General features: G+C 58.7%; 24 protein-coding genes, 2 pseudogenes and 1 riboswitch. Of the genes and pseudogenes, 18 read left to right on the top strand and 8 right to left on the bottom strand.

The genetic code is table 11. The features are described 5' to 3' along the window. Positions 1 to 38 precede the first annotated feature (38 nt). From speB to BM074_RS16050, 10 genes are all read left to right on the top strand, one after another. Positions 39 to 1,100 (top strand): agmatinase, encoded by a 1,062-nt coding sequence (gene speB, locus BM074_RS16095; protein WP_091923320.1) that lies wholly within the window; start codon positions 39 to 41, stop codon positions 1,098 to 1,100. A gap of 83 nt (positions 1,101 to 1,183) precedes the next feature. Continuing rightward, positions 1,184 to 1,993, top strand: coding sequence for a transporter substrate-binding domain-containing protein (locus BM074_RS16090; protein WP_091923580.1), 810 nt, complete (start codon positions 1,184 to 1,186; stop codon positions 1,991 to 1,993). Between the two features lie 2 nt (positions 1,994 to 1,995). Then, positions 1,996 to 2,664: an amino acid ABC transporter permease gene (locus BM074_RS16085; RefSeq protein WP_162737231.1), complete on the top strand. Its 669-nt coding sequence runs from the start codon at positions 1,996 to 1,998 to the stop codon at positions 2,662 to 2,664. Next, a complete protein-coding gene (locus tag BM074_RS16080; protein WP_027232179.1) occupies positions 2,661 to 3,311 on the top strand; it encodes an amino acid ABC transporter permease in 651 nt (216 codons plus the stop codon). Before BM074_RS16085 ends, BM074_RS16080 begins: the two co-directional genes overlap by 4 nt. A gap of 130 nt (positions 3,312 to 3,441) precedes the next feature. Then, entirely contained in the window at positions 3,442 to 4,473 is a 1,032-nt protein-coding gene (locus BM074_RS16075) for an ABC transporter substrate-binding protein (protein ID WP_244532915.1), read from the top strand. A gap of 64 nt (positions 4,474 to 4,537) precedes the next feature. Then, positions 4,538 to 5,575, top strand: a complete 1,038-nt coding sequence (locus tag BM074_RS16070) for an ABC transporter ATP-binding protein (RefSeq protein ID WP_091923316.1) — start codon at positions 4,538 to 4,540, stop codon at positions 5,573 to 5,575. Next, the gene (locus tag BM074_RS16065; protein ID WP_027232176.1) at positions 5,572 to 6,426 is read left to right on the top strand and encodes an ABC transporter permease; all 855 of its coding nucleotides are present in this window, start codon (positions 5,572 to 5,574) and stop codon (positions 6,424 to 6,426) included. Before BM074_RS16070 ends, BM074_RS16065 begins: the two co-directional genes overlap by 4 nt. After that, positions 6,423 to 7,223 carry an ABC transporter permease gene (locus BM074_RS16060; protein WP_091923314.1) on the top strand — a complete coding sequence of 267 codons (801 nt, stop codon included), beginning with the start codon at positions 6,423 to 6,425 and terminating at the stop codon, positions 7,221 to 7,223. The genes BM074_RS16065 and BM074_RS16060 overlap by 4 nt, the downstream gene beginning before the upstream one ends. Then, positions 7,220 to 7,999 carry a carbon-nitrogen hydrolase family protein gene (locus BM074_RS16055; protein WP_091923312.1) on the top strand — a complete coding sequence of 260 codons (780 nt, stop codon included), beginning with the start codon at positions 7,220 to 7,222 and terminating at the stop codon, positions 7,997 to 7,999. Before BM074_RS16060 ends, BM074_RS16055 begins: the two co-directional genes overlap by 4 nt. Beyond that, a complete protein-coding gene (locus tag BM074_RS16050) occupies positions 7,996 to 9,108 on the top strand; it encodes an NAD(P)/FAD-dependent oxidoreductase (protein ID WP_027232173.1) in 1,113 nt (370 codons plus the stop codon). Before BM074_RS16055 ends, BM074_RS16050 begins: the two co-directional genes overlap by 4 nt. On the opposite strand, the gene BM074_RS16045 is transcribed toward BM074_RS16050, so the two are convergent. Beyond that, positions 9,109 to 10,020, bottom strand: a complete 912-nt coding sequence (locus tag BM074_RS16045; protein WP_091923310.1) for a LysR family transcriptional regulator — start codon at positions 10,018 to 10,020, stop codon at positions 9,109 to 9,111. It lies immediately after the preceding gene. 295 nt (positions 10,021 to 10,315) lie between these two features. Here BM074_RS16045 and BM074_RS16040 point away from each other — a divergent pair, with 295 nt between their 5' ends. From BM074_RS16040 to BM074_RS16015, 6 genes are read left to right on the top strand one after another with little or no spacing between them, the layout of a single operon-like run. Continuing rightward, positions 10,316 to 11,521, top strand: coding sequence for an ABC transporter substrate-binding protein (locus tag BM074_RS16040; RefSeq protein WP_091923308.1), 1,206 nt, complete (start codon positions 10,316 to 10,318; stop codon positions 11,519 to 11,521). Positions 11,522 to 11,524: 3 nt separating this feature from the next. Beyond that, the gene (locus BM074_RS16035; RefSeq protein ID WP_091923306.1) at positions 11,525 to 12,346 is read left to right on the top strand and encodes an ABC transporter ATP-binding protein; all 822 of its coding nucleotides are present in this window, start codon (positions 11,525 to 11,527) and stop codon (positions 12,344 to 12,346) included. Further along, positions 12,339 to 13,043: an ABC transporter ATP-binding protein gene (locus BM074_RS16030; RefSeq protein WP_091923304.1), complete on the top strand. Its 705-nt coding sequence runs from the start codon at positions 12,339 to 12,341 to the stop codon at positions 13,041 to 13,043. Before BM074_RS16035 ends, BM074_RS16030 begins: the two co-directional genes overlap by 8 nt. A 2-nt stretch (positions 13,044 to 13,045) precedes the next feature. Next, positions 13,046 to 13,933 carry a branched-chain amino acid ABC transporter permease gene (locus BM074_RS16025; RefSeq protein WP_027232168.1) on the top strand — a complete coding sequence of 296 codons (888 nt, stop codon included), beginning with the start codon at positions 13,046 to 13,048 and terminating at the stop codon, positions 13,931 to 13,933. Position 13,934: 1 nt separating this feature from the next. Further along, positions 13,935 to 14,912, top strand: coding sequence for a branched-chain amino acid ABC transporter permease (locus BM074_RS16020; protein WP_091923302.1), 978 nt, complete (start codon positions 13,935 to 13,937; stop codon positions 14,910 to 14,912). 5 nt (positions 14,913 to 14,917) lie between these two features. Beyond that, on the top strand, positions 14,918 to 16,510 hold the full coding sequence (locus BM074_RS16015) for a GMC family oxidoreductase (RefSeq protein WP_091923300.1): 1,593 nt from the start codon (positions 14,918 to 14,920) through the stop codon (positions 16,508 to 16,510). Here the strand turns inward: BM074_RS16015 and BM074_RS16010 are convergent. From BM074_RS16010 to BM074_RS15990, 5 genes and pseudogenes are all read right to left on the bottom strand, one after another. Further along, on the bottom strand, positions 16,507 to 17,373 hold the full coding sequence (locus tag BM074_RS16010; protein ID WP_091923298.1) for a TonB family protein: 867 nt from the start codon (positions 17,371 to 17,373) through the stop codon (positions 16,507 to 16,509). The two genes, BM074_RS16015 and BM074_RS16010, sit on opposite strands and share 4 nt — an antisense overlap. Continuing rightward, complete coding sequence (exbD, locus tag BM074_RS16005) at positions 17,373 to 17,825, bottom strand: TonB system transport protein ExbD (protein ID WP_027232164.1); 453 nt, start codon at positions 17,823 to 17,825, stop codon at positions 17,373 to 17,375. Before exbD ends, BM074_RS16010 begins: the two co-directional genes overlap by 1 nt. 11 nt (positions 17,826 to 17,836) lie before the next feature. Next, positions 17,837 to 18,547: pseudogene (gene exbB / locus BM074_RS16000) on the bottom strand (tonB-system energizer ExbB); the annotation flags it as partial. Between the two features lie 372 nt (positions 18,548 to 18,919). Then, positions 18,920 to 20,113: an RHE_PE00001 family protein gene (locus BM074_RS15995; RefSeq protein ID WP_091923566.1), complete on the bottom strand. Its 1,194-nt coding sequence runs from the start codon at positions 20,111 to 20,113 to the stop codon at positions 18,920 to 18,922. 136 nt (positions 20,114 to 20,249) lie between these two features. Continuing rightward, positions 20,250 to 20,957 carry a L,D-transpeptidase gene (locus tag BM074_RS15990; protein ID WP_175499050.1) on the bottom strand — a complete coding sequence of 236 codons (708 nt, stop codon included), beginning with the start codon at positions 20,955 to 20,957 and terminating at the stop codon, positions 20,250 to 20,252. A 339-nt stretch (positions 20,958 to 21,296) separates the two neighbouring features. Between BM074_RS15990 and BM074_RS15985 the strand changes: the two genes are divergently transcribed. Beyond that, positions 21,297 to 21,746 carry a helix-turn-helix transcriptional regulator gene (locus tag BM074_RS15985; protein WP_091923292.1) on the top strand — a complete coding sequence of 150 codons (450 nt, stop codon included), beginning with the start codon at positions 21,297 to 21,299 and terminating at the stop codon, positions 21,744 to 21,746. Positions 21,747 to 22,486: 740 nt separating this feature from the next. Here BM074_RS15985 and metA read toward each other — a convergent pair. After that, positions 22,487 to 23,425, bottom strand: coding sequence for a homoserine O-succinyltransferase (metA, locus tag BM074_RS15975; RefSeq protein ID WP_091923290.1), 939 nt, complete (start codon positions 23,423 to 23,425; stop codon positions 22,487 to 22,489). 41 nt (positions 23,426 to 23,466) lie between these two features. Then, positions 23,467 to 23,573: riboswitch (SAM-I-IV-variant riboswitch) on the bottom strand. 426 nt (positions 23,574 to 23,999) lie between these two features. Here metA and repC point away from each other — a divergent pair. After that, a complete protein-coding gene (gene repC, locus BM074_RS23505; protein ID WP_348271669.1) occupies positions 24,000 to 24,194 on the top strand; it encodes a replication initiation protein RepC in 195 nt (64 codons plus the stop codon). Positions 24,195 to 24,250: 56 nt separating this feature from the next. On the opposite strand, the pseudogene BM074_RS15965 reads toward repC, so the two are convergent. Then, positions 24,251 to 24,924: pseudogene (locus tag BM074_RS15965) on the bottom strand (recombinase family protein); the annotation flags it as partial. Positions 24,925 to 25,269 lie beyond the last annotated feature (345 nt).

Genomic DNA, 25,269 nt, shown 5'->3' with positions numbered 1-25,269 from the left:
GCCGATCGCCCCGAGCATGAAGACTATGGGACACGATCATGGCATCATGGGACAAGGACAAACTCGACGAACTGCGGGCCAAATATGGTGAAAGCCACGGCGGCGAGCTGTTCGACGCAAAATTCCGCAAAGTCGCGGACAAGATTTTCTCCAAGAGCGGTACGCGTCTTGCACCCTATGCGGGCGTTCCGACCTTTCTGGCCGCGCCGCACATGCCGGTCGACGCAGCAAATCCCGATTTCGGCAATTTGCAGGTGGCCATGGTAGGCGTACCGATGGATCTCGGTGTTACCAACCGCACCGGATCGCGCTTTGGTCCCCGCGCTTTGCGAACAATCGAGCGCATCGGTCCCTATAATCATGTGCTCGAATGCTCGCCGGTCTTTGATCTGCGCGTGGCCGATATCGGCGACGTGCCATTTGCCAGCCGCTACCGCCTCGAACAGAGCCATGTCGATATCGAGCGGCGGATCAACCAGATTGTTGATGCCGGCGTGGTTCCGCTTTCCATCGGCGGCGACCATTCGATTACCCATCCGATCCTTAAGGCAGTCGGCAAGGACCGCCCGGTTGGAATGATCCACATCGATGCCCATTGCGATACGGGTGGCGCCTTCGACCAGACCAAGTTCCATCACGGCGGCCCCTTCCGCAACGCGGTTCTCGATGGTGTGCTCGATCCGAGCCGAACCATCCAGATCGGCATTCGCGGTTCGGCCGAATATCTGTGGGAGTTTTCGTACGAATCCGGCATGACTGTCATTCATGCCGAAGAGGTAAGCGGTCTCGGCATCCAGGCGATTATCGAAAAGGCAAAGGCAATCGTCGGCGATGGACCGACCTACCTGTCCTTCGATGTGGACAGCCTCGATCCAAGTTTCGCGCCGGGAACCGGCACGCCGGAAGTCGGTGGCCTGACGACCCGCGAAGTTCTCGAACTCCTGCGCGGGCTAAAAGGGCTCAACCTTGTCGGCGGCGATGTCGTCGAGGTGGCTCCCCAATACGATGCGACAACCAACACCGCGCATGCCGGCGCACAGGTACTTTTCGAGATCCTGTCGCTCATGGTGTTCAGCCCGTTCGTCCAAGGAAAGCGCTGACGACGACAGTATCGAGAACGAGGCGCCGAGTGGCGCCTCGGCGATTTTGGAAGACCACAACAACAACAATGAAGGGGAATACGATGACAATTCACACCAAGCTGCGATCATCATTTGCGGCGCTGCTGCTCATCGGCAGTGCCGGTTTCGGCCTTGCCACACAAGCGGCCAAGGCTGATGCAGTCGACGACATCACCAAGGCGGGCGTCGTCAACATCGGCGTCTTCGCCGACTTCCCGCCCTTTTCGTCGGCGAGCGCGGACATGTCGCTCAAGGGCTATGACATGGACGTCGCGCAGGCGATTGCAGATGCGCTCAAAGTGAAGCTCAATGCGGTCGCGGTGACTGGACAGAACCGCATTCCCTATCTCACCGAACACCGTGTCGATCTGTTGATGAGCGTCGGCTACAGCAAGGAGCGCGAACAAGTCATTGATTTTGCCGCCGCCTATGCTCCCTACTACATCGCCGTCATCGGTCCGAAGGCGGTCGAGGTGAAAGACAAGGATGGACTTGCCGGCAAGACCATTGCCGTCAACCGCGGCACGCTCGAAGATACGTCGCTGACCGAAGCGGCTCCTGCCTCGGCCGACATCAAGCGCTTCGACAATTACAATGCCGTCATTCAGGCCTTCATCTCGGGCCAGACCGAACTCATGGTTGTCGGCAACGATGTGGGCGCGCAGGTTCTCGCCCGCCAGGAAGCACTGGCACCTGAGCAAAAGTTCCAGCTTTTGACCTCTCCCTCGCACATCGCGCTCAACAAGAAGGAAGATCGCCTGAAGCAGACGATCAATGACACGGTCGCCAAGATGCTCTCGGACGGCAGCCTCAACAAGAGCTCGGAAGCCTGGCTCAAAACGCCGCTCAATCCCGAAAACCTCAAGGATTGACGGTGGGCTACGCGCTCGATTTCGGCTGGCTCTATGGCGCCATTGGCATGATTGCCAGTGGCGCCGCCATGACGATCTTTCTGATCGTCGTGACGTCTGTGGCAGGCGTAACCTTGAGCATCTTCGGGGCGGCCGCCAAGCGCAGCCGTCATGCGATATTGCGCAAGGCAATTGCCGCTTACGTCGAAATCGTGCGCAACACGCCCTTTCTCGTGCAGTTGTTCTTCATCTTCTTTGGCTTGCCGCGGCTCGGCATCCGGCTTGACCCGGTCGTTTCGGCCATGCTCGCCATGACTTTGAACATGACGGCCTATACGACGGAGATCGTCGGCGCGGGCCTTGACGCCGTTCCAAAAGGGCAGCGGGAAGCGGCGGCGGCGCTCGGCCTCCAGCCATGGCTGGTTTTTGTCAAGATCGTCCTGCCGCAGGCGCTGAAAGTCATCTTCCCGGCACTGACCAGCCAGATCATCATCATGATGCTGGAATCCGCTGTGGTGTCGCAGATTGCTGTACGTGAATTGACCTACGAGGCCGACATGCTGCAGGCACGCACTTTCCGCGCGTTCGAAACCTATTTCGTGGTGACGCTGGTTTACCTCGCGATGAGCATCGGTCTGCGCAGACTGCTCTTTGCTGCCGGAAGGCGCGCGATTGCGGGGGGTATGGCATGATCGAGTTCACCTTCTGGGACATATTGCGCAACCTGCTTCTCGCTGCCCGCTGGACCATTCTCCTGTCAGTTGTCGCCTTTATCGGCGGCTCGATTGCGGGCTTAGCTATCTTGCTGCTGCGCATTTCGAAGCGGCGCTGGCTGCGGCGCGCCGCGGAATATTACATCGGCCTCTTCCAGGGAACGCCGCTGCTGATGCAGCTTTTCCTGCTGTTTTTCGGGCTGCCGCTGCTTGGCCTGCGCATCGAGGCATGGACAGCCGCGGTTCTGGGACTGACGCTTTGCGCGAGCGCCTTTCTTGCCGAGATCTGGCGCGGCGGTGTCCAGTCGCTACCGACAGGCCAATGGGACGCGGGTAGCAGTCTCGGCCTGCATTATGTGGCCCAGCTGCGACTGATCATTCTGCCGCAAGCATTCGCCATCACGCGTGCGCCGACTGTCGGGTTTCTCGTGCAGTTGATCAAGAGCACGGCACTGACGTCGATCATCGGGTTCGAGGAACTGGTGCGCACCTCCAATGCGATCAACAACGCGACGTTCGAACCCTTCACCGTCTATGGCCTGGTCGCGCTGATCTATTTTGTTCTGTGCTATCCGCTGACGCGCTATACAAAGACATTGGAGCTTCGCGCTGCTCGCCAACACTGAATGGCAAGCTGCGCATCTAGATAAGAAGAGTGGGAAATCGCCAGTACTGGCTGCAAAAATAAGGAGAATGATGATGAGCAATATTCTGCAAAAAGGTGTCAGTCGCCGCGTGGTGCTCGCCACCGGCGCAATGGCGGCGGGTACCTTGGCGATGCCGTCGATCTTGCGGGCGCAAGACAAGTCGCTGAAGGTCGGCGTCTATGGCGGCTACTTCAAGGACTCGTTCGACAAGAACATTTTTCCCGAGTTCACCAAGGCGACCGGTATCGCCGTTGAGTCTGTTGCCGAGCCGACTGGCGAGGCCTGGCTCGTGCAACTTGAACAGGCGGCGAAGGCCGGCGCGGCACCCGCCGACGTTTCGATGATGTCGCAGGTCGCGATGCTCAAGGGGCAGACCACGAAGCTCTGGACCCCACTCGACATGGCGAAGATCCCGAATTCGAAGAATCTGCTCGACCGTTTCATCAACAAATATCCGGATGGCGGCGTTGCCGGCATCGGCGCGGTTTCCTGGTACATCACGCTCGTGACCAACACGGACGTCTATAAGGAAGCGCCGACGACCTGGGCCGCGTTCTGGGACAAGGCGAACGCGGACAAGCTCGGACTTCTCGCCCTCGTCTCCAACTCGTTCCTGCTGGAAATCACAGCAAAGACGTACTTCGGTGGCACAAACGCGCTCGACACTGAGGAAGGGCTTTTGAAAGCCTTCGACAAGCTCGCCGAAGTTAAACCGAATGTGCGCCTGTGGTACCGCGACGAGGCCCAGTTCGAGCAGTCGCTGAAGTCGGGCGAAATTCCGATGGGCCAGTACTATCACGACGTCACCGGACTTGCTGCGTCCGAAGGACACCCGGTTCGCTCGACCTTCCCCAAGGAAGGCGGCGTTCAGGACTCCGGCTGCTGGGCGCTGTCGCGCGCCTCGAAGAAGGTGGATGAAGCCCATGCCTTCATCGACTATATGAGCCAGCCGGCGATCCAGGCGACCCTTTCACGAAAGGTCGGCACATCCCCGACCGTCAAGCGGGAATTGCTCGATCTCAACGAGAAGGAGTTTGCCGCTGTTTCGTCCGATATCGAGCCGATCATCCCCCGTTACGATCTGTACACCACCAAGTCGGATTGGCTGAACCAGAAGTGGACCGAACTCATCGTCGGCTGAATAGACAAAGGCACCACCCTTCGCCAGAAGGGTGGTGCTTAACAATCGAGATAATGAGGGGCAGATGTCCGGATTGGTATTGAACGATGTCACCAAGCGGTTTGGGACATTCGCCGCGGTCGAGAACGTGCGTCTTTCGGTTCCGCATGGCACGTTCGTGTGCCTGCTCGGGCCTTCAGGTTGCGGCAAGACGACCTTGCTGCGCATGATTGCCGGCCTTGAGGACCCGACCAATGGCGCCATTCTCCTCGACGGGGCCGACATCACGAACGTTCCAACCCATAAGCGCAATCTCGGGATGGTGTTTCAATCGCTCGCGCTTTTCCCGCATCTGACTGTCGGGGAAAACATTGCCTATCCGCTTCGCATCCGCGGCAAGCCGCGCGAGGAACAGACGAAGCGCGTCGATGAATTGCTGTCTCTCATCCATCTGCCTGGTTATGGAGACCGTCCCGTCTCGAAGCTCTCGGGTGGCCAGCGCCAGCGCGTCGCGATCGCACGGGCGCTCGCGCTGTCGCCGCGCCTGTTCCTGCTCGACGAGCCGCTGTCGGCGCTCGACGCCAAGCTGCGTGAGGCGATGCAGGTGGAGCTGCGCCAGTTGCAGCAGAAACTTGGCATCACCACCATTGTCGTTACCCACGACCAGCGCGAAGCCATGACCATGGCCGATACGGTCGTCGTCATGAACGGCGGACACATCAGGCAGGCCGCCTCCCCCGTCGAGATCTATCGCAAACCTGCCGATACGTTCGTCGCCGATTTCATCGGATCAACCAATCTGATCGAGACCGCCGCCGATAGTTCGGGAGCGGCTACGATCTTCGGACACCGTGTGCAAGGTCTGGCCCTGCCGGCGGGCACGCAGCGTGCAACGATATCGGTGCGTCCTGAAGACGTGCATCTGACAGCTCCCGGCAGCGGAGCGATCGACGGTACGGTGACCTTCGTTCGCGATCTCGGCGGCACGATCGAAACCTTCGTCGACGCGGGCGGACAGCAGATCATCGCCGTCTCCACGCCGCGCGAACGGCCCGACGTCGCCGCCGGCCAGAAGGTGGGCATAACGCTTTCGCCGGATGTATGCGTGGTGCTCAAGCAATGAAGCGGGAACGGCCCCAATCCATCGCCGATTACGGCCCGCTATTCTTTCCGGCGGGCATGCTACTCATTTTCTTCGTCGTTCCGTTCGGCACCATGATCACGGTCAGCTTCTTCCAGCGTCAGGAGGGCGGCTTCTATACGCCGGCGTTCGTGCTTTCCAATTATGAGCGGTTCCTGACGCCTTTCTTCGGCGGGGTCCTCAGCTTCTCCCTGATGCTCGCCGTTACCGTCGCCATCTGTTGCGTCGTTCTGGCCCTGCCGTTCACTTATCTGCTCTCGCGGCTTTCGCGTCGTCTACAGGTCTTTTGGCTGGTCGCGCTGCTTTCGATACTGTCTCTTTCAGAGGTCATCATCGGTTTTGCGTGGTCGACGCTCCTGTCGCGGACGGGTGGGCTCAGCAATCTCCTCGTCGCAGTTGGCTTGCTCAACCAGCCTGTCGCCTTGTTCCCGAGTTTCGGCGCCGTGCTCACCGGAATGATCTACCAGGCCTTGCCCTATACGATCCTCGTTCTCTATCCGGCGATCGTGCGCCTTGATCCCACCTTGATGGAAGCAGCACGAACGCTTGGGTCTTCGCCGGTGCGCGCCTTCTTCAATGTGCTTGTGCCTGCGCTGCGCAATACAATCATGGCAACGCTGATCATGGTATTCATCTTTGCGCTTGGCTCCTACCTGCTGCCGCAGATCCTGGGTCGTCCGCAGCACTGGACCCTTTCGGTCCTTATTACCGACCAGGCGATCTACCAGTCGAACATGCCCTTTGCGGCGGCAATGGCCGTGTTCCTCGTTCTCGTGACGCTTGGGCTCGTCGCGCTCACCCTGCTCGTTGGCCGTAAGGGAGAAAAGGCATGACCAGCGCGCTGCGCCGCCTCTATTTCGTGCTGATAGGCCTCTTTCTGGCGATGCCGCTCATCGTTGTTGCCGGAGTATCCGTCAATGCCAAGCAGACGCTTGCATTCCCGCCGCAAGGATTTTCGCTGAGCTGGTATGGCCAGATATTCATCAATCCTGAGTGGCGCAGCGCGCTCGTGGCCTCGGTTATTCTTGCGACCACCTCGGCAGCCCTTGCGGTGCTGATCGCCCTCCCCCTCTCATGGTTCCTGTGGCGGCGCATCGCGCCGTGGGCGAATATTTTCCAGGTTCTTGGAATAGCGCCCTTCACGCTGCCCCCTGTCATTACCGCGCTCGGTTTCCTGACGTTCTGGGCAACCACCGGCTTCTACGGTCAGGCGTGGACCGCGGTCATCGGCCATGCGATCTTCTTCGTCACGCTGCCGCTTGTGACCCTCTCGCTCGGCTTTTCCGCTATCGACCGGTCACTCGTCGAGGCGGCCGCCACGATGGGCGCCGACGACCGGACGATATTCCGCACAGTCGTCCTGCCCCTGATCCGCCCCTACCTGGTATCCGGCTATGCATTCGCGTTCGTCCTGTCGCTGAACGAATATATCGTTGCCTATATGACGGTTGGTTTTACCCTCGAAACGTTGCCGATCAAAATCTTCAACGCCTTGCGCTATGGCTATACGCCGACCATGGCTTCGGTGACGATCCTGTTCGTCGCGACAGCGGCAGTGATTTTCTCGCTGGTGGCCAAATTCGGCGACTTGCCGAAACTGCTGGGCGCCATGGCTTCGGAGGAGAAATGATGCGGATCGCGGCATTGCAGATGCAGTCGGCTCCCGGTGACGTGGACACCAATCTTGCCCGGATCGAACAAGCCGCGCAGGAGGCCGGGCAAGGCGGTGCCGACCTGCTGGTCACACCTGAATTGTGCGTCACCGGCTATGGCGCTGGGGATATAATCAAGAGCCTCGCGGAACCGGCAACCGGCAGCCAGGTCAAAAGGCTTCAGAAGATTTCCACGGAAAGCGGAGTGGCCATTATCGCTGGATTTGCCGAACGCGATGGTGCTCACGTCTTCAACAGCGCGGCATTCGTCAATGGGGATGGCAAGCCCGCCATCTATCGCAAATCGCATCTTTACGGACCCTATGAGCGCAGCCTGTTTAAACCCGGAAACCCCGACAATTGTATCGTCGAGTTGGGACGTCTCAAGTTGGGACTGCTCATCTGCTACGATGTCGAGTTTCCGGAAAATGTCCGCAGGTTGGCGCTCGCCGGCGCAGATGCGGTGCTCGTGCCGACAGCGCTCCCGAGGGGACCGTCGGGCACGTTCATCACCGACCACATGATCCAGGTGCGCGCTTTCGAGAACCAGATTTTCGTCGCCTACGTCAATCATTTTGGGAATGATGGCCGCTTCACATTTGCCGGCCGCTCGCGTATCGCTGCGCCCGATGGCGGTCTGCTTGCGGAAGGCCCGGAGGACGCGGAAAGCATGATGTTTGCGGATATTGACCGCGGCGCGTTTTCAGCATCCATAGCCGACAATACCTACCTTGAAGATTTGGGATCAGCATGACCGACACAATCAAAACTGATGTTCTTGTCATTGGCGCGGGGATCGCCGGTATTGGCGTTGCCGCTGCCCTGGCTTCGACGCATCGCGTAACCGTGATCGAGCGTGAGGATCAACCGGGCTATCATTCCACCGGCCGGTCGGCGGCAATCTTTCTACCCAACTATGGCAATGACGTTATCCGGGGCCTTAATAAGGTGAGTGCCCCGCTGTTCGAAAATCGCGACACGAGCCTCTTCCCGCAGCCGTTGCTTACGCCGCGCGGTTGCCTGACCGTGGCCGATGCGGCGAGCATTGCCGATCTTGAAAACTTTGCGCGCACCAGTGTCGGTGTCGAGATCATTTCTGTCGATCGTGCCGTTGAAATGGTGCCGATACTCAACGCAGACCATATTGCTGCAGCGTGCTATCAGGCCGATGCCTGGGATATCGACGTCAATGCACTGCATCAGGGCTGGTTGCGCAAGGCTGCATCTCTCGGAGTTGAAATCCATACCAGGTCCGAGGTCACCGGGGCGGAGCGCATCGGCGACGAATGGCACGTTCAAGCCGGCGGCAAGACGTTCGTGGCGCAAACGATCGTCAATGCCTCGGGCGCATGGGCAGATCTGACGGCTGCGCTTTTTGGTGCAAGGCCGCTTGGCCTGACGCCGTTGCGCCGCAGCATCGCAGTGCTGCCCGCACCCGAAAACCACGACACCCGCGGTTGGCCCCTGGTGGATGACGTGAACGAAGCCTGGTATATGAAGCCGGACGGCGGACGGATGTTCGTTTCGCCCTGCGATGAAACACCAGTTGATCCGCACGACGCTTTTGCCGATGACATGGTGCTCGCGGAAGGTCTCTACCGTTTCGAACAGGCGGTGACCGTTCCAGTCACGCGCGTCGAGCATAGTTGGGCGGGTTTGCGGACTTTCGCGCCCGACCGCACGCCCGTCGCCGGCTTTGACGCTGACGTCGAAGGTTTTTTCTGGCTTGCCGGACAAGGGGGCTATGGAATTCAGACGTCCCCTGCCCTGTCGGCTTTGGCGGCAGCGCTCATTCGCGGTGACGCGCCCGAAGCCGAACTTGAACCGCTCCTGCCGAAATTGTCGCCGGCGCGGTTTTCCTGATCAGCCGAGAAGCCGCTCCCCGGCAAAAACGCTGGATTGCGTTTTCACCTCGGACTTTATGAAATCGCCCAAGGCGCGGATGCGGGGCGTGCTGACGATATCCTCGTGGCAGATCATCCAATAGTCCCGGTTGAGGTGCAGGTCTTTTGGCAGGACCGGCACCAGCTCGGGATATTTGCATGCGATGAAGTATGGCAGGATGCAGAGCCCGAAGCCCGAACGGGTGGCGCTGAGTTGCGCAAAAATACTCGAGCTTTGATAGGCTGGATGGAGACCAGGCAGGATCTCGCGCATGTAATCGAGGCCCGGCGTGAAGATCATGTCCTCGATATAACCGATAAAGCGATGGTTGGAGAGGTCCGATTGCTCGCCGATTGGCGAATGGCGCGCTAGATAATCGCGCGATCCATAAATGAACAGTCGATAAGGCGTCAGCTTTTCCTGGAAATATGGCCCGGTTCGTGTCGCATGAAGCGTGATCGACAGGTCTGCATCGCGGCGCGACAGCGACACGATCTGCTGGATGGTTACCATTTCAATGGAAAGTCCAGGATAGGACTGCGCCATGCGCGGCATGCGATCGGCCAGGAAGAAGTTGGCAAACCCTTCCAGGATGCTGAGGCGGACAACCCCGGTCAGCGAAACCGTCCCCTCCGAGGCTTCGTTTTGAAAGCGGTCGGCTTCCCGTTCCATGATCTCGGCCGACTCGACAAGTTTTTCTCCGAGCGCCGTCAGCACATAGCCGCGAGGATTGCGTTCGAATAATCGCGCAGACAGCGATTCCTCTAGCCTGTCGATCCGCCGCGAAACCGTCACATGATTGGTGCGCAGACGGCGCGCGGCCGTCGTCAATTGACCGGTGCGGGCGACGGCAAGGAAATATTGGAGATCGTCCCAAGTGAACTGGCGCAAAAACGGCCCTTTATGGTCTGTACATTTTCGTACTTATTCTGTGCAAAAATAGGTGTTTGTGTACCTATTTGTCAATGTTACAGTTTTTTCAAACGCGTGGTTGCCGGTCGGGAGAAACAAGGCAATCATAAGACGAATTTTGTCCGCCCCAACGGGCGGATTGAGGAGGAACCAGAACCAAGGAACGCGGAACAATCCGCGCGTATTCCCTGGGCATTTTCATTGAACCATTCGGCGCGCAGCAGTCCATCACCCGATGATCCTGTGAGCGTACAATCTTTGGGAGGAGTTACGAATGAGACTTTTGGCAATTGCAACAGCAGCTCTGATGGCCGCAACAGTCATTCCCGCGGCTAGCGCCGAGATATCGGACGGCAAGGTCAAGATCGGTATCCTTAACGACCAGTCGGGCGTTTACGCTGATTTTGGCGGCAAGTGGTCGTTCGAGGCCGCAAAGATGGCGGCCGAAGATTTTGGCGGCAAGGTGCTCGACGTACCGATCGAAGTCATTTCCGCAGACCATCAAAACAAGCCTGACATTGCCTCCAATATCGCGCGCCAATGGTATGACACCGAGCAGGTCGATACGATCATGGAGCTGACCACCTCCTCGGTGGCGCTGGCCGTGCAGGGCATCTCCAAGGAAAAGAAGAAAATCGATCTCGTAACCGGGGCAGCGACTGCGGAACTCACAGGCAAGCAATGCTCGCCTTATGGATTCCATTGGGCCTATGATACGCACGCGCTTGCTGTCGGTACTGGTGGCGCCCTCGTGGCGCAGGGCGGCGATACCTGGTTCTTTCTCACCGCCGACTATGCCTTTGGCTATTCGCTGGAAGAACAGACGAGCAAGTTCGTAACGTCAAAGGGCGGCAAGATTGTCGGCTCTGTGCGCCACCCCTTGGCGACGACCGATTACTCGTCCTTCCTTTTGCAGGCACAATCCTCGGGCGCAAAGGTCATCGGTCTTGCCAATGCCGGTCTTGATACGGCCAATGCCATTAAGCAGGCGGCTGAATTCGGCATCGTTTCCGGAGGTCAGCGCCTAGCGGCGCTTCTCTTCACCCTTGCCGAAGTACACGGTCTCGGTCTTGAAGCCGCACAGGGGCTGACGCTGACGGAGAGCTTCTATTGGGACCGCGACGATCAATCGCGTGAGTTCGGCCAGAAATTCTTCAAGCGGACCGGCCGTATGCCAAACATGATCCAGGCCGCGACCTATTCGGGCGTAACGCAATATTTGAAGGCTATTCAGAAGGCTGGCACAGACGACACGGAAAAGGTGGCGGCCGCGATGCATGAAATGCCGGTTGATGACGTCTTTGGCCGAGGCGCAAAGGTCGGACCGAACGGGCGCCTCTTCAGCGACGTCTACCTGATGGAGGTCAAGAAGCCGGATGAGAGCAAGGCGCCCTGGGACTACTACAAGGTACTTGCAACCGTTCCGGGAGCCGAAGCATACATCAAGCCGGAAGAGAGCGGCTGCCCGCTGGTCAAATAACGCATGACCGCAACCCAGACCAATACGGCGGGCGGGAGAGGAACCTCCTCTCCCCTCGCTGACCAACGACAAGGACCGTCGGTTGTCCTGTCGGCGCGTGGCCTGCGTCGCGACTTTGGCGGCTTCATCGCCGTAAACAATGTCGATCTCGACGTTCACCATGCGCGCGTGCACGCGCTGATTGGGCCGAATGGCGCGGGCAAGACGACGGTTTTCAACCTTCTCACCAAATTCTTGCAACCATCGAGCGGGACGATCACGCTGCTTGGCAACGACATAACAAAGACCAACCCTGCCAAGGTCGCGCGCATGGGGCTCGTGCGCTCGTTTCAAATCTCCGCCGTTTTTCCGCATCTGACCGTGCTTGATAATGTCCGCGTCGCGCTGCAACGGCCCAGCGGCCTGTCGACGCAATTCTGGCTGCCGATGACATCGCTCAACCGACTGAACGATAGAGCGCTGGAATTGATAGAGGCCGTCGGCCTTACGGACGCCCGCAACAGCCTGGCAGCGGATCTCTCCTATGGCCGCAAGCGCGTGCTCGAAATTGCCACGACGCTAGCGCTTGACCCCAAGGTCCTCCTGCTCGACGAGCCGATGGCCGGCATGGGGCACGAAGATGTTCATACAGTTTCGGACATTATTCGCGAGGTGGCCAAGGATCGCGCCATCCTAATGGTCGAACATAATCTCAAGGTGGTCGCCGACCTTTGTCATCAGGTAACCGTTCTACAGCGAGGCGAGATTCTGACGTCCGGTGATTATCGCACCGTCAGTCAAGACGAGCGTGTCCGCGTGGCCTATATGGGGACCGAACATGACTAAGCCGCTTCTGGCCGTGCGCGATCTCAATGCCTGGTATGGCGAAGGCCATGCTCTCCATGGCGTCGATCTCGATATCAACGAAGGCGAAACGGTCACGTTGCTTGGGCGCAACGGCGTCGGCAAGACAACGACGCTCCGCTCCATCATGGGTATCATTCGCAAGCGCACCGGCACCATCACGTTCGATGGCAAGGATATGATGCGCGTGCCGCTGCATCGCACCGCCCATGCCGGCATTGGCTTCGTACCGGAAGAGCGCGGCATCTTTGCCACGCTTTCCGTCGAAGAGAATCTGAACCTTCCGCCTGTGGTTGCCAAGGGCGGGATGTCGATCAACGAGATCTATGAACTCTTCCCCAACCTCAAGGAGCGGCGCAACAGCCCCGGCACTAAACTTTCCGGCGGCGAACAGCAAATGCTGGCGATTGCCCGCATCCTGCGGACCGGCGTCAAACTGTTGCTCCTGGACGAGCCGACAGAAGGCCTCGCGCCGGTCATCGTACAGCGCATCGGAGAGGTTCTGGTAACGCTCAAGCAGCGCGGCATGACGATCCTTCTTGTGGAGCAGAATTTTCGTTTTGCCAGCAAGGTGGCCGACCGATTCTACGTGGTCGACCATGGCAGGATCATCGACAACTTCCATGTCAGCGAACTTACCGGCCGTATGTCGATGCTCAACGAAGCTTTGGGAGTCTGACGATGACCATGATATTCGGCGTTCCTCTCCAGGCGTTCCTCGGGCAATTGCTGATCGGACTAATCAATGGCTCTTTTTATGCCATGTTGAGCCTCGGCCTTGCGATCATTTTCGGGCTGCTTCGCGTCATCAATTTCGCTCATGGCGCCCAATATATGCTGGGTGCTTTCATCGGCTACCTGCTCCTGGCCAAGCTTGGCATCGGCTACTGGCCGGCGTTGATCCTTGCGCCCCTGGCCGTCGGCCTCGCGGGGGCCTTCATCGAGCGGGTTGCCCTGTCGCGCCTATATAATCTCGACCATCTCTATGGCCTGTTGTTCACGTTCGGCCTCGCGCTCGTGATCGAAGGCACCTTCCGCTATTATTTTGGTGCCGCCGGACAGCCTTATGCGGTGCCGAATGCCCTGGCTGGCGGCGTCAACCTCGGCTTCATGTTCCTGCCGAAATATCGTGCGTGGGTGGTCATCGCATCGCTCGTCGTCTGTCTCGGCACCTGGCTCCTGATCGAGAAGACCCGCCTTGGCGCGTACTTGCGCGCAGCGACGGAGAATCCGACGCTTGTCCGGGCCTTTGGCATCAATGTGCCTTTGCTGCTCACGTTTACTTATGGCCTTGGGGCCGCACTCGCCGGGCTCGCGGGAATCCTCGCGGCGCCGATCTATCAGGTCAGCCCGCTGATGGGATCGAACATCATCATCATCGTTTTCGCGGTGGTGGTGGTCGGGGGCATGGGGTCGATACTCGGGGCGATCGTGACCGGTTATATGCTTGGCATTTTTGAAGGGTTGACGAAGGTCTTCTATCCCGAAGCATCGAGCATCGTCATCTTCGTCATCATGGCAATCGTGCTGCTTGTGCGCCCTGCGGGGCTGTTCGGTAAGGAAGCGTGAGATGAGCGAAGCTGCCCTATCCGCACCGAAGGCGCGCCTCAACCGGGAAACGGTCCTGATACTGATCGGCGTGGCTCTTTTGGTATTTGCGCCGTTTCATGTCTACCCCGTGTTCCTGATGAAGGTCCTCTGTTTCGCGCTCTTCGCCTGTGCATTCAATTTGCTCCTCGGCTATACCGGCATCCTTTCCTTTGGCCACGCAGCATTTTTTGGCGGCGCGGCCTATTTTACCGCCCACGCGGTCAAGGAATGGGGCTTTTCACCGGAGCTCGGCATTCTCACCGGTGTCGCCGGTGCGACCGCCCTCGGCCTCGTCATCGGCTTTCTTGCAATCCGCCGCCAGGGCATCTACTCGACGATGATTACACTCGCGATGGCGCAGATGTTTGCCTTCTTCTGTTTGCAGGCGTCGTTCACCCACGGCGAAGACGGCATTCAGGGAGTGCCACGAGGGTATCTCTTCGGGTTCATCGATCTCGAACAACCGCTCAACATGTATTTCTTCGTGCTTGGCGTGTTTCTGATTGGGATGTTGATCATCTGGCGCATCATCAATTCGCCCTTCGGCATGATCCTCAAATCCGTCCGCGAAAATGAAAACCGCGCCATATCGCTCGGCTATTCGGTCTCGCGCTACAAGCTCGCCGCCTTTGTTATGTCCGCGGCGTTGACAGGCCTTGCCGGTGGTCTCAAGGCTATTGTCTTCCAGTTCGCAACACTGACGGATGTAAGCTGGCAAATGTCTGGTGAAGTTGTGCTTATGACATTGCTGGGTGGCATTGGTACTCTCGTCGGGCCTATCTTCGGCGCCGCACTCATCGCGACGCTGGAGAACTACCTTGCGACCTCCGAGTTTCCGGTGACGGTCATCACCGGCATCATCTTCATGGTTTGCGTCCTCGTTTTCCGCCGCGGCATCATTGGCGAACTCTATGCCTCGCGCCTCGGCAGGATGCTTGCGAGCAAACCCGAGAACTGATCAGAATGTACGGAACCTATGATTACATCATCGTCGGTGCGGGAACGGCGGGTTGTACGCTCGCCAATCGCCTGTCGGCAGATCGCAACGTTTCGGTTCTACTCCTCGAGGCCGGCGGTAAGGACAATTACCCCTGGATACATATTCCGGTTGGCTACCTTTACTGCATTTCCAACCCCCGGACGGATTGGTGTTTCTCAACTGAAGCAGAACCGGGCCTTAATGGACGGATATTGAACTATCCGCGCGGAAAGGTCCTTGGCGGCTGCTCCTCGATCAACGGCATGATCTACATGCGCGGACAGGCGCGCGATTACGATCTTTGGCGGCAGGACGGGTGCACCGGCTGGGGCTGGGACGACGTGCTGCCCTATTTCAAGAAGTCGGAAGACTATTATCGGGGCGCTGATGAATTCCATGGTGCCGGAGGCGAGTGGCGGGTCGAGGAAGCGCGCCTCCATTGGGATATTCTCGATGCGTTTCGCGACGCCGCTGAGGCGGCGGGCATTCCGCGCACCGACGATTTTAATCGAGGCAACAATGAAGGGTCATCCTATTTCAAGGTGAACCAGAAACGCGGTATCCGGTGGAATACCGCGAAGGCATTTTTGCGCCCTGCCCTCAAGCGGCCGAACCTTACCGTGGCGACCGGCGCGCATGTGCGCAGACTGGTTCTCGATGGGCTCAAAGTCAAAGGCGTCGAGTTCGATCAGGAGGGCGCGGCCAGGGTCGTGGATTGCCGCCGCGAAGTCATTCTCGCCGCGGGCGCGGTAGGCTCCCCGCATATTCTGGAGCTTTCCGGCATCGGACGGGGCGAAACCCTTCAGGCGGCTGGTATCGAGACGGTGCTCAATCGGCGTAGCGTGGGCGAAAACCTGCAGGATCATTTGCAGTTGCGCTGCGCCTACAAGGTGACGGGGATTCCGACACTCAACGAGAAAGCCAACCGCTTGCTCGGCAAAGCTTCGATTGCGCTGGAATATCTGCTGAGACAGTCAGGCCCCATGTCCATGGCGCCAAGCCAGCTTGGCGTGTTCACGCGTTCGGATCCGTCTTTTGACACGCCCAACTTGCAATATCACGTGCAGCCCCTTTCGTTGGAGAAGTTCGGTGAGAACGTACACGCATTTCCGGCTTTCACCGCAAGTGTATGCAATCTCCGCCCCGAAAGCCGAGGGACCGTGCACGTGAAGTCGCCGGACCACCGGATGCAGCCCGCCATTCGGCCCAACTACCTGATGACGCCGGGCGATCGCCATGTGGCTGCCGATTCGATCCGCATCACCCGTAACATCGTGGCGCAGAAACCGTTGCAGCGGTTTCAGCCGGAGGAATTCAAGCCCGGACCCTCCTATCAGACGGAAAACGAATTGATTGACGCTGCCGGTGCGGTCGGCACGACAATCTTCCACCCGGTCGGGACGTGCCGGATGGGCGCGGATGAAGCCTCGGTGGTCGATCCGCAATTGCGGGTCCGTGGCATCAAGGGGCTGCGAGTGGTGGACGCATCGATCATGCCGACAATCACCTCAGGCAATACCAATTCGCCGACAATCATGATTGCGGAAAAGGCTGCGGAAATGATCGTGCGCGGTTAGCGGATCAGAAACGGTACGGTGAAGCTTTGGCGCGATACTGTGACATCGGCGGGAGCGGATGGTACTGGTGATGCCCGGCGTACGGCATCGAGAACGCCCTGGTCGAGCGTCGGATTGCCAGAACTGCCAACGATGCGGGCGGAAACAATATCGCCGTCCCGCGTGACGGTAAAGCTGACGCGAACCGTTCCCTCGCCTGATGTGCGGGCGCTGCGGGTGCGGCGGATAAGGTAAGCTTGGACCCGTGAGCTCCACTTTTCCGCCTGCCGCGCCGACGTTGCGCTCGAAGCTGCTGGCTGCGGCTGCTGCACTGCCTGACGGGGCGTTTCAGCCTCTGTCCTTGCAACCGCCGTCTTCGGTTCCGGCCTGCGGACGGCCTTCTCCTTCTTTGGCGTGTCAGGCTTTTCCGGCTCTGGGCGGACGACGGGTAAAGGCACGTCGACATTGGGAAGTTCCACGACTTCCTCGGCCTTTTCCTGCACCGGTTCGGGCGTCACCTCCTCTACGGGCTCTGCCTTTTCAACCGGCGTTACCTGCTCTTCCGGTTCCGGCTGGACTTCGGGTAGAGCTTCGGGTGATACAGCCTCCTGCTCGACCGCCTCGGGCTCTGTTGGCTCGGGGTCGATTGGTTGCGCGTCCGGTGCAACCGGCTCAGGCACGATCGGCGCAGGCAGTGGCTCCATGTCGATGATGATGGCGTTCGCGATATCGCCTGCGGGTTCAACACTTTGCCGGCTTTGCAAATACCAGGCTCCGCCCGCGTGCAGCGCGACAACGACCAGTCCGGCTGCCGACCAGAGACCAACTTCGCGCCAATCGAGACGCGAGCCCCCTCCCCCGGCGGTGGCAGGACCGTTGGACATCACTGTGCGCTTTCACCTTTGGGAGCCAGAGGTGCGCTTTCAAGTCCCACCAACGCAATCTTGAGGTAACCATGGTCCCGCAGCGCGTTCATCAGGTCCATGAGTGAACCGTAGTCGACCGCCTTATCGGCGCGCAGGAAGATTCGAGTCTCCTTGTTGCCTGTCGTCTTCTGGTCGAGGAACTGGCCGAGGGAGTCACGCGTCATCGTGTCGTTGCCGATGGCTATGGATTTATCGTCCTTCAAAGTCAGATAGACCGGCTGGTCTGGACGAGGCGCCGGCGTCGCCGTCGAGGCCGGCAGGTCGACATTGATGTCTACTGTCGCGAGCGGCGCCGCGACCATGAAGATGATCAGGAGCACCAGCATGACGTCGATGAATGGCGTCACGTTGATTTCGTGGTTTTCCTGAAGTTCGTCGTCGGAGACGTTGTGCCGGATGCCGCCTGCCATGGTCGTGCCGCCTATTCTGCCGCTGCGGCGCGCTTTGATGCTTGTGGGACAAGCGCATAATCGGCGTCGCGGCTGACGAGACGTTCGACGCCGGCCGATGCATCGGCAATCAATTGGCGGTAACCGGTAATCGATCGCGCAAACACGTTATAGATCACAACCGCCGGAATTGCGGCGACAAGGCCGATCGCAGTTGCCAGCAGCGCTTCAGCAATGCCCGGAGCAACGATCGCAAGGTTGGTTGTCTGCGATTCCGAGATGCCGATGAAAGAATTCATGATGCCCCAGACCGTCCCAAACAGGCCGACGAAGGGCGCAGTCGAACCGATCGTGGCGAGAACGCCAGTGCCACGGCTCATGCGCCGGCCGGCCTGCACCTCGATACGGGCAAGGCGCGAGGCAACGCGTTCCTTCAGACCGTCGGCGCCAGCATGTTCTCTCGCATCTGCAGACAGGCGGACTTCCTGGCGAGCGGCATTGACGAGTGCAGCCCCGGGCCCTCCCCTCCCCTCAAGCTCTTTTTCCGCGTCGCTCAATGTAGCTGCGTTGTTGATGATCTGGAGTGCGCGGTGAGCGCGAAGACGCGCGCCTGCAAGTTCGAGTGTCTTGGCGAGCCATACTGTCCAGGTGACAAGTGAAGCAAAGCCAAGTCCGATCATCACACCTTTGACGACCCAGTCGGCCGCCATGAACATGCCCCATGGTGAGAGATTGTGCGGCAAATTCCGCAGCGTGGCCTGCGGGGTTGGAGCCGGCGCATCCATCGGCAGAACCGCGCCTGAAGGCGCAGGTGATATGGTTGGTAGAGGCGTGGTTGGAGCAGGGTTTGTTGTTTCCGGGGCGGGCGCCGATTGCTGCGCTAAGTTGGGCGCGGGAGGGGTTACCGTTTCCTGTCCGTGTGCCGTTCCGCAAACGGTAGCCGCGAATACGAGCGTGGCAAACAATGGACCAACCGGCAACCATTTCAAAAAACATGCCTTCGAGACTTTTTCGGCCTGTGTCTGCTTCATCAGCCGTTCCTTCAACTGTAAGTAGAGAGCGGCTTATTATTTATGAGAAAAATAATCAACTATATTCTGGGGAATATTCGCGCGCTAGATGAGTCCCCATGCGCGGTAGCGCCCGCGGCCGGTCATCTCGCGCACGCCAAGTTCCGCGATGAGATTGAGGGCGCCGCGCTGGGACAGCTTGAGTTCCTTGGCAATCAAAGCCGTCGAAACCATAGGGAGTGAAAGTACAAGATCGATCATCCCCGGGAGGCTGGAGGTGGAGCGGCGGTCTTTCAGTTTGCGCTCCATCTGCATGCGGGCAAGTCCAAGCCGTTCGACATCCTTGAGACCGGTCGTTGAGGAGGTCTGGACTGCCTCCAGAAACGCGAGCAGGCGCGTTGTGCGGTCGCGCGAGCGGCGCCGCTCGCGCGGGACGGAACGCAGACCCGCATTCAAGGCGGCCGTGTGCGATTTTGTCTTGCCGCGCTCGCGCAACATGGCGGCAACGAGCATGGGACCAAGCCAATGCTGGTGCTGTAACGGCTCGATCTGTTCCCACGCATCCCAGGCCACAGCAGCCGCAAGCAGCGGCGGCAGGCCATGCGAACGTTCATACACCTTGAGCCAACGATCCAGTCGCGCATCTTCATCCCAATCGGGATCATAAACGAGTGGGTCGCCGTCCGGGGTCACCGCCGAGGGAGGCGGTTCTGTCCCCTGCCTGGAGGGAGGATTCGGAAAAGCGGAATTTCCGGGCTCTGCGAGAAGCCGCGTCGTGCGGTCCAGCAATGTATCGAGGCGGGCCAGACCGTCCTCGAATTCATTCTCGGCTTCGGTTTTTGCAAGGTCTGTAACCGGCTCCGGGCGATGAACTGGAACGGGCGTGAGCGGGGCCTCGCTAAGTGTGCGTCCACGCAGCGCGGCAATGCCTTTTGCGCTAAGGGCCCAGCCTGGGGCGTTACCCGCGACCTGACGCCGGGAACGCAGAATCGCATGTGCCTTCGTCAGTTCGTGGGTAGGGGTGCGAATATCCATCCGGGCATCGTGAAGCACGAGGTCCTCGGTGTGGACGAGTTCACCAGCGAGCCATAAGGCATTGCATGCTTCGATAAAGTGAGAGCGGGTTATCCAGCCCTCGTTTTCCCGCAGCAGCCCTTCCCGCGTGCGGCGGCCACCACTGGGCTCGCCAAGGTCCCCTTTTCGGCCGAGCCGGTCGTCGAGGCGAGCGAGAGCGTCCTCTGCGGCAACGAGCGGAGCAAGTAAATCCCAGGGTGAAAAATCAGCCGAATCGTAAACCATTGAAAACATGGTAAACGAAAGGTTAAGCGGAAGCTATATGCGCATTCGCTTCCAGCCGCGCGTTGCCGGTTCGCCAATGTTGAAGAGCGTGAATCAACGAGCTGGCGTAAGGCCTAGTCTAGACGCTTTGGCGACGTTAGCCAACCACGACCGTCGCTTTTCCAGGGACACGATTATAAAGATCGATGATGTCCTGGTTGATAAGGCGGACACAGCCAGAGGACATCGACTGTCCAATGGACCACCATTCCGGCGAGCCGTGGATGCGGTATCCGGTATCGACGCCATCCTTGTAGATGTAGAGTGCGCGGGCGCCCAGCGGATTCTGCGGACCGGGCTCCATGCCATTTTCGTATTTCGCAAGTTCGGGTTTGCGGCCGATCATTTCGCGTGGCGGTGTCCACCGCGGCCACATCTTCTTGTATTGAATGTTGGCGCGACCGCTCCACAAGAAGCCGGCCTTGCCAATGCCGACTCCGTAGCGGATGGCGTCACCACCTGGCTGAACCAGATAAAGGTAGCGCTCCTGCAGCCGGACGACGATCGTGCCGGGTTGCTCGCCTGTCGGGTCGACAACAATCTGGCGACGAAACTGCGCCGGAATTTTCTGATAGGGAACAGCCGGAAGTGAGTAAGGTCCTTCCTGCACCGCCGCATACATGACGTCGGGTGCGGTCACGGATTTGTCGACGCTGATTTGCGGGCGGATACCGCTCGTGGGGAGCGGGTCGATATTCATTTCGGGCAGCTCAAAAGTCGTTTGGGTGCAGCCCCCTACACCCGCCAATGCAAGTGAGCCGACGCCAATCAGAATTTGGCGCCTGGAAACAGAGTGCGGTTTAATCTCGGTTGTGAATGCGTCGTTGCTCTGGGACACTGCAGTACTCGCTTACAAGCCGGTGCATATAAGCTCTGACTGTATGGAAATGTGGTTTACAAATAGTGAAGTCGATAGGGTCACTCAACGTGAGCGTCAGTTGACAGCTGTCAACATGATGTCACCGAGGAACGGCGTTGACAGCTGTCAACCCAGTACGTTCCGGTATAGATCTAAGGTCGAATTTTGAAATTTGCTCGGCTGATTTAAGGTTCGCACAATCACTCGTTTTACTTAATTCAATTTCAACATACGGTTGCAGTTTCCCCAACTGCAAATTTCAACACTCAATAAGAGTTATCAAGAATGATGGATGACACGGCCCTGCTCTTTGGTTCCGCGCCCTCCCATTCAGGCCAAATGGATGAACCAACGCCTACGAGCGCAAGCGCGGTCCCGGCCAAAAGTCCTGCGCAGCAGTTCGCTGCCGCGGAGGACTTCATTCGCAACAACCTTCTTCAGCCTATCAATCTGTCCGATATCGCCAGCGCGGCCGGGGTGAACACCCGGTCATTGCAACGCCTGTTTCGCAAGCTGAAGGGGGTAACGCCCATAAAGGTGCTGCTGGATTGCCGTATCGAGGCAGCTCGAAAGATCATCGAGAATGGCGACGCAATGTCGGTCAGGGAGCTCGCCGCCCGCTTTCACTTTGCCAACCCAGGCCGGTTCTCGAAGCTTTACCGCGAGACATTTGATTGCACACCTTCGCAGGATATTCGCCTGTATCGCCCCGTTGATGCGGCTGAGGCGGATTGAACAAGTTAGGGCGCCACCCGGCGCTCGAGCAAGATAGTACCGTGCATGGAAAACACGGGGAGCGCCGCTGGCGGGCAAAGATGCCAGCGGCGCCCTCGGGGTCACAAGGTCGGGAGGTGGACTCTGCCTTGCACAGCCTGATGGTACAGATCCACCTCCAATCAACAATCACCCCGGCGGGGGAAGTGGATAACGGGGAGATCGACAATAAGCGCTTGGCGTCAGAGACCACGCTTGCTGAGATGTCCCTAAGTTGGAGCTAGTCACGTACCGCTCGCGTTCAACGCAGGTTGCGATACCGACTTCGCGTCGTGTGTGGTGACGGAAGTTCTGATGAGCTAGACTATCCCGTAACCGCGCGACGGGCTGCAACAGGGTGGCCAGCCGCACGAGCCAAACTTGGACACGATCCATCCAATTTCCAACCGACTTCCGGAATGTCTATTGCAGTCGTCGGCATGATGGGACACGGAAGGCGGGGAGGGCGTGCGAGATTCCGTTTCTCATGCCTGATGAAGGGTGCGAGGTGGCGCGCTTGGGGAACAAGCGCGGAACCTTCGGGTTTCCGCTTCAACTATCTCCTGATGATCCGGCATCCGGAAGGCCTGGATTCTAATACGAAATCAGGCTGGACGGGCAAATGGCATCAAGGTCGACCGGAAGCTAAATACAAATAAGCTTCAATATCATTTATATAAGTGAACGAATCCGCGCACAAAGCAGCGACATTCCTTATCGCGTCAACCTGCCAGCTGTCGCGGTATCATGCCTATGTCGTCCACGTTGAAAGGCGTGGTTTGATAGATGTCATTGATCCAATTGCCGAAAAGGAGATGGGCAGCGCTGCGCCACCGGTTCGCCGGCCTACATGACGAATCGTCATCGGGAAAGTAATTGCGAGGCAGCGGCATTGAAGGTGCGTTTGCGAGATCGCGGAAATACTCGTCGCCAAGTGAGTTCGTGTCATATTCGAGGTGGTTGAACATGTGGAGCGACCGGCATGAAGGATCATCGACCAGACCTAGCCCCGTCTCCTCCCCCTCAAGCAGCACCTTGAGGCCGCGCCCCTGTGGGATGTCGTCGCGCCGAACCTCCGTCCATCGCGATACCGGCATAAGCACGTCATCGGCGAACCCGCGCAAATATGGCGAAGCGGGCGCGAGGTTGCCGTGGTTGAAGATGCCGAAAGCCTTTGCCGACAGGTCGTGCTTCGGGATGCCGTGAAAATGCCAAAGCGCAGCTTGGGCTGCCCAGCAGATAGTCAGGCAGTGATGGACATGTGACTGCGTCCAATCGAGAATGTGGCGGAGTTCATCCCAATATTGCACGTCTTCGAAGGCTAGATGCTCGACCGGCGCGCCGGTAATTATAAATCCGTCAAACCGCTCGGCACGGACTTGCTCCCAGGCACGGTAGAATGATGCCATGTGCGTCACCGGCGTGTTGCGCGCCACGTAATTGGTTATCCTAACGAGGGTGAGTTCGATCTGCAGCGGCGTTGCGCCGACCAGCCTTGCGATCTGCGTTTCCGTGCTGATCTTGTTGGGCATCAGATTGAGCAATCCGATCCGCAGCGGCCTTATATCCTGACGCACCGCGTCCCGTTCGCGCATGATATTGACGCCTTCGGCTTCGAGCTGGCGGCGTGCGGGCAAATCGTCGGGGATCTTTATCGGCATTATCGCGCGTTCCTGTTGGTTCGCTGGACAGACGCCGGTAGCTAAATCCGTATAATTGCCGGTTCGGCCACATCCTCCCTGACGGAAGTACCACCTTGCCCGGAGCGCAGGTTGGCGTTGGGCGTCAACCCAACTCTTGATGTCGAACCACTTCTAAGCAGACGATCGCAACTTCGCAAGTCTCTTTTGCTACGGCATCCGGCGTTTGCGCAGGTTCTGCCGCCGCCTTTTCAACCGACTCAGCCAGGTAGTGGCTATGCTGTTGGAAAGTCATGTAAATGAAAAGATTCCGAGCGCCAACGAGTATCAATCTGAGCCGCAGCAACAGAATTCAAACAACGACTGTTCATCTGATATTGAACTCGCTTCAAAAACAGCCAAGGGGCAAAATCTCGACCCAACCAACCAAGGGCAGAGAATGCGACAAGGACCTATCCGTTAGGCCTGGTGATGAAGGCCCGTCCGGAGATCGCCGACTATGCGCCAAGCGGTATTGGTACCTGGCGGGAGCCGATAGCGACGGCCGCAGAGGTGCGGGGCTACCTTGGTATTTTGCCCTCGGCTTATGAGGAGTGTGTTTGGCCAGGAAAACACCGCCATTGTCATTGCCTGCATCATCCTTGAGCGGGCACAAGCCATCAACTCAGCTGGGGGCTATCTGCACGTCCTGACCGAAAAGGCGAGGGCAGGGGAGTTTACCGTAGGACCGATGCTGATAGCAGCCCTCAAAGCCAACGGCGTGCGCCCGCAACTGGTGGCGGCGACGTGAAGGATGAGCGCATGAAGACCACTATACGCGGACGAGCCCGAGCTTTCGCGCCCGGTCAGCAGGTGCTTGACCGAGGAGGCGGCCCAGCGCGACGAAACGCGTGACGTGCCTCGTGCATACCTTCGAGCTGTGCGGCGATGTCGCGAAGTGTCAGGTCGGGGTTGGCATTGGCAATGCCTGTGATCAGCATCATAAGCCGGTCTTCCGGTAAGCGGCGAGGGGAGGGGAAGGATCGTGGATCAGCCAGTCCTTCGCTGACCAACCGCCTTACCGACCGGCGCAGGCGATCGATCGACCAATTCTGGCCGTTTTCACGGTTGAGGCTGCGCGTTACGTCTTCCCATGGACTCCGGCCGCATTCGTTACGCGATGGGCAACCAGGATGCCATGGTAGTGGTGAGATCCGCTAGATAAGTTCGCTGTCGCGCTCTCGACACCTTCGCAATGGCTTCCGGCAGTCGCGCACGCAAGCCAGATTGCCGGGGACCTTGCCGCGGGCCTTTGCCGCTTCGATGCCCGCCTTGGTGCGCTCGGAAATCAGGGCACGCTTGAGCTGGGCAACGGCACCCAAGACATGAAGCGAAAACATGCCCTGCGGCGTGGAGGTGTCGATCGGATCGTGCAACGAGCGGAAATGCGCGCCCTTGGCTTCCAGCTGTTCGATAACTTGCAGCAGATGGCTGACGGATCGCGCCAGGCGATCAAGACGTACCACTACCAGCACCTCTCCGGCTATACAGCCGCCAACCGGATCACCGCGCGCAACTTTGCGGACATCCGATCGCCCTTTGTTAGTCTCCAAGGCCGCAAGCTAAATCTGAGCAGACATCGACTATCTGCTCCCGAACCCACATATGCACAGGATCATTGTCGAATGTTTGAGGCCATGCCACCGCACATCAAACGCCCCAAAGTTGAAGGGGCGCGGCGCTATTTGGAATCCATTGAAGAATGGGAGACTATGAACAGTTCGCGATTGCATTGTGAGTATCGCGTCACTCTTCTCCAAGTAAACCGGCCCCAGAAACAATTGATTGATCGTCGCGATCATCCGCCGCTCAGCCCAGTGCGCGGA

The sequence above is a fragment of the Phyllobacterium sp. CL33Tsu genome, from assembly GCF_900113985.1.
GTDB classification, from domain to species: Bacteria; Pseudomonadota; Alphaproteobacteria; order Rhizobiales; family Rhizobiaceae; genus Phyllobacterium; species Phyllobacterium pellucidum.
This window is presented reverse-complemented; position numbering and strand designations above follow the sequence as displayed.

Excerpts from the sequence above, each read along its gene's own strand:
- metA (WP_091923290.1), bottom strand. The coding sequence starts at position 23,425 with ATGCCGATAAAGATCCCCGACGATTTGCCCGCACGCCGCCAGCTCGAA.
- BM074_RS16070 (WP_091923316.1), top strand. The coding sequence starts at position 4,538 with ATGTCCGGATTGGTATTGAACGATGTCACCAAGCGGTTTGGGACATTC.
- BM074_RS15995 (WP_091923566.1), bottom strand. The coding sequence starts at position 20,113 with ATGGTTTACGATTCGGCTGATTTTTCACCCTGGGATTTACTTGCTCCG.
- BM074_RS16010 (WP_091923298.1), bottom strand. The coding sequence starts at position 17,373 with ATGTCCAACGGTCCTGCCACCGCCGGGGGAGGGGGCTCGCGTCTCGAT.
- speB (WP_091923320.1), top strand. The coding sequence starts at position 39 with ATGGCATCATGGGACAAGGACAAACTCGACGAACTGCGGGCCAAATAT.
- BM074_RS16075 (WP_244532915.1), top strand. The coding sequence starts at position 3,442 with ATGGCGGCGGGTACCTTGGCGATGCCGTCGATCTTGCGGGCGCAAGAC.
- BM074_RS16050 (WP_027232173.1), top strand. The coding sequence starts at position 7,996 with ATGACCGACACAATCAAAACTGATGTTCTTGTCATTGGCGCGGGGATC.
- BM074_RS15985 (WP_091923292.1), top strand. The coding sequence starts at position 21,297 with ATGATGGATGACACGGCCCTGCTCTTTGGTTCCGCGCCCTCCCATTCA.
- exbD (WP_027232164.1), bottom strand. The coding sequence starts at position 17,825 with ATGGCAGGCGGCATCCGGCACAACGTCTCCGACGACGAACTTCAGGAA.
- BM074_RS16030 (WP_091923304.1), top strand. The coding sequence starts at position 12,339 with ATGACTAAGCCGCTTCTGGCCGTGCGCGATCTCAATGCCTGGTATGGC.
- BM074_RS16025 (WP_027232168.1), top strand. The coding sequence starts at position 13,046 with ATGACCATGATATTCGGCGTTCCTCTCCAGGCGTTCCTCGGGCAATTG.
- BM074_RS16035 (WP_091923306.1), top strand. The coding sequence starts at position 11,525 with ATGACCGCAACCCAGACCAATACGGCGGGCGGGAGAGGAACCTCCTCT.
- BM074_RS16020 (WP_091923302.1), top strand. The coding sequence starts at position 13,935 with ATGAGCGAAGCTGCCCTATCCGCACCGAAGGCGCGCCTCAACCGGGAA.
- BM074_RS16060 (WP_091923314.1), top strand. The coding sequence starts at position 6,423 with ATGACCAGCGCGCTGCGCCGCCTCTATTTCGTGCTGATAGGCCTCTTT.
- BM074_RS16090 (WP_091923580.1), top strand. The coding sequence starts at position 1,184 with ATGACAATTCACACCAAGCTGCGATCATCATTTGCGGCGCTGCTGCTC.
- BM074_RS16065 (WP_027232176.1), top strand. The coding sequence starts at position 5,572 with ATGAAGCGGGAACGGCCCCAATCCATCGCCGATTACGGCCCGCTATTC.
- BM074_RS16055 (WP_091923312.1), top strand. The coding sequence starts at position 7,220 with ATGATGCGGATCGCGGCATTGCAGATGCAGTCGGCTCCCGGTGACGTG.
- BM074_RS16040 (WP_091923308.1), top strand. The coding sequence starts at position 10,316 with ATGAGACTTTTGGCAATTGCAACAGCAGCTCTGATGGCCGCAACAGTC.
- BM074_RS16080 (WP_027232179.1), top strand. The coding sequence starts at position 2,661 with ATGATCGAGTTCACCTTCTGGGACATATTGCGCAACCTGCTTCTCGCT.
- BM074_RS16015 (WP_091923300.1), top strand. The coding sequence starts at position 14,918 with ATGTACGGAACCTATGATTACATCATCGTCGGTGCGGGAACGGCGGGT.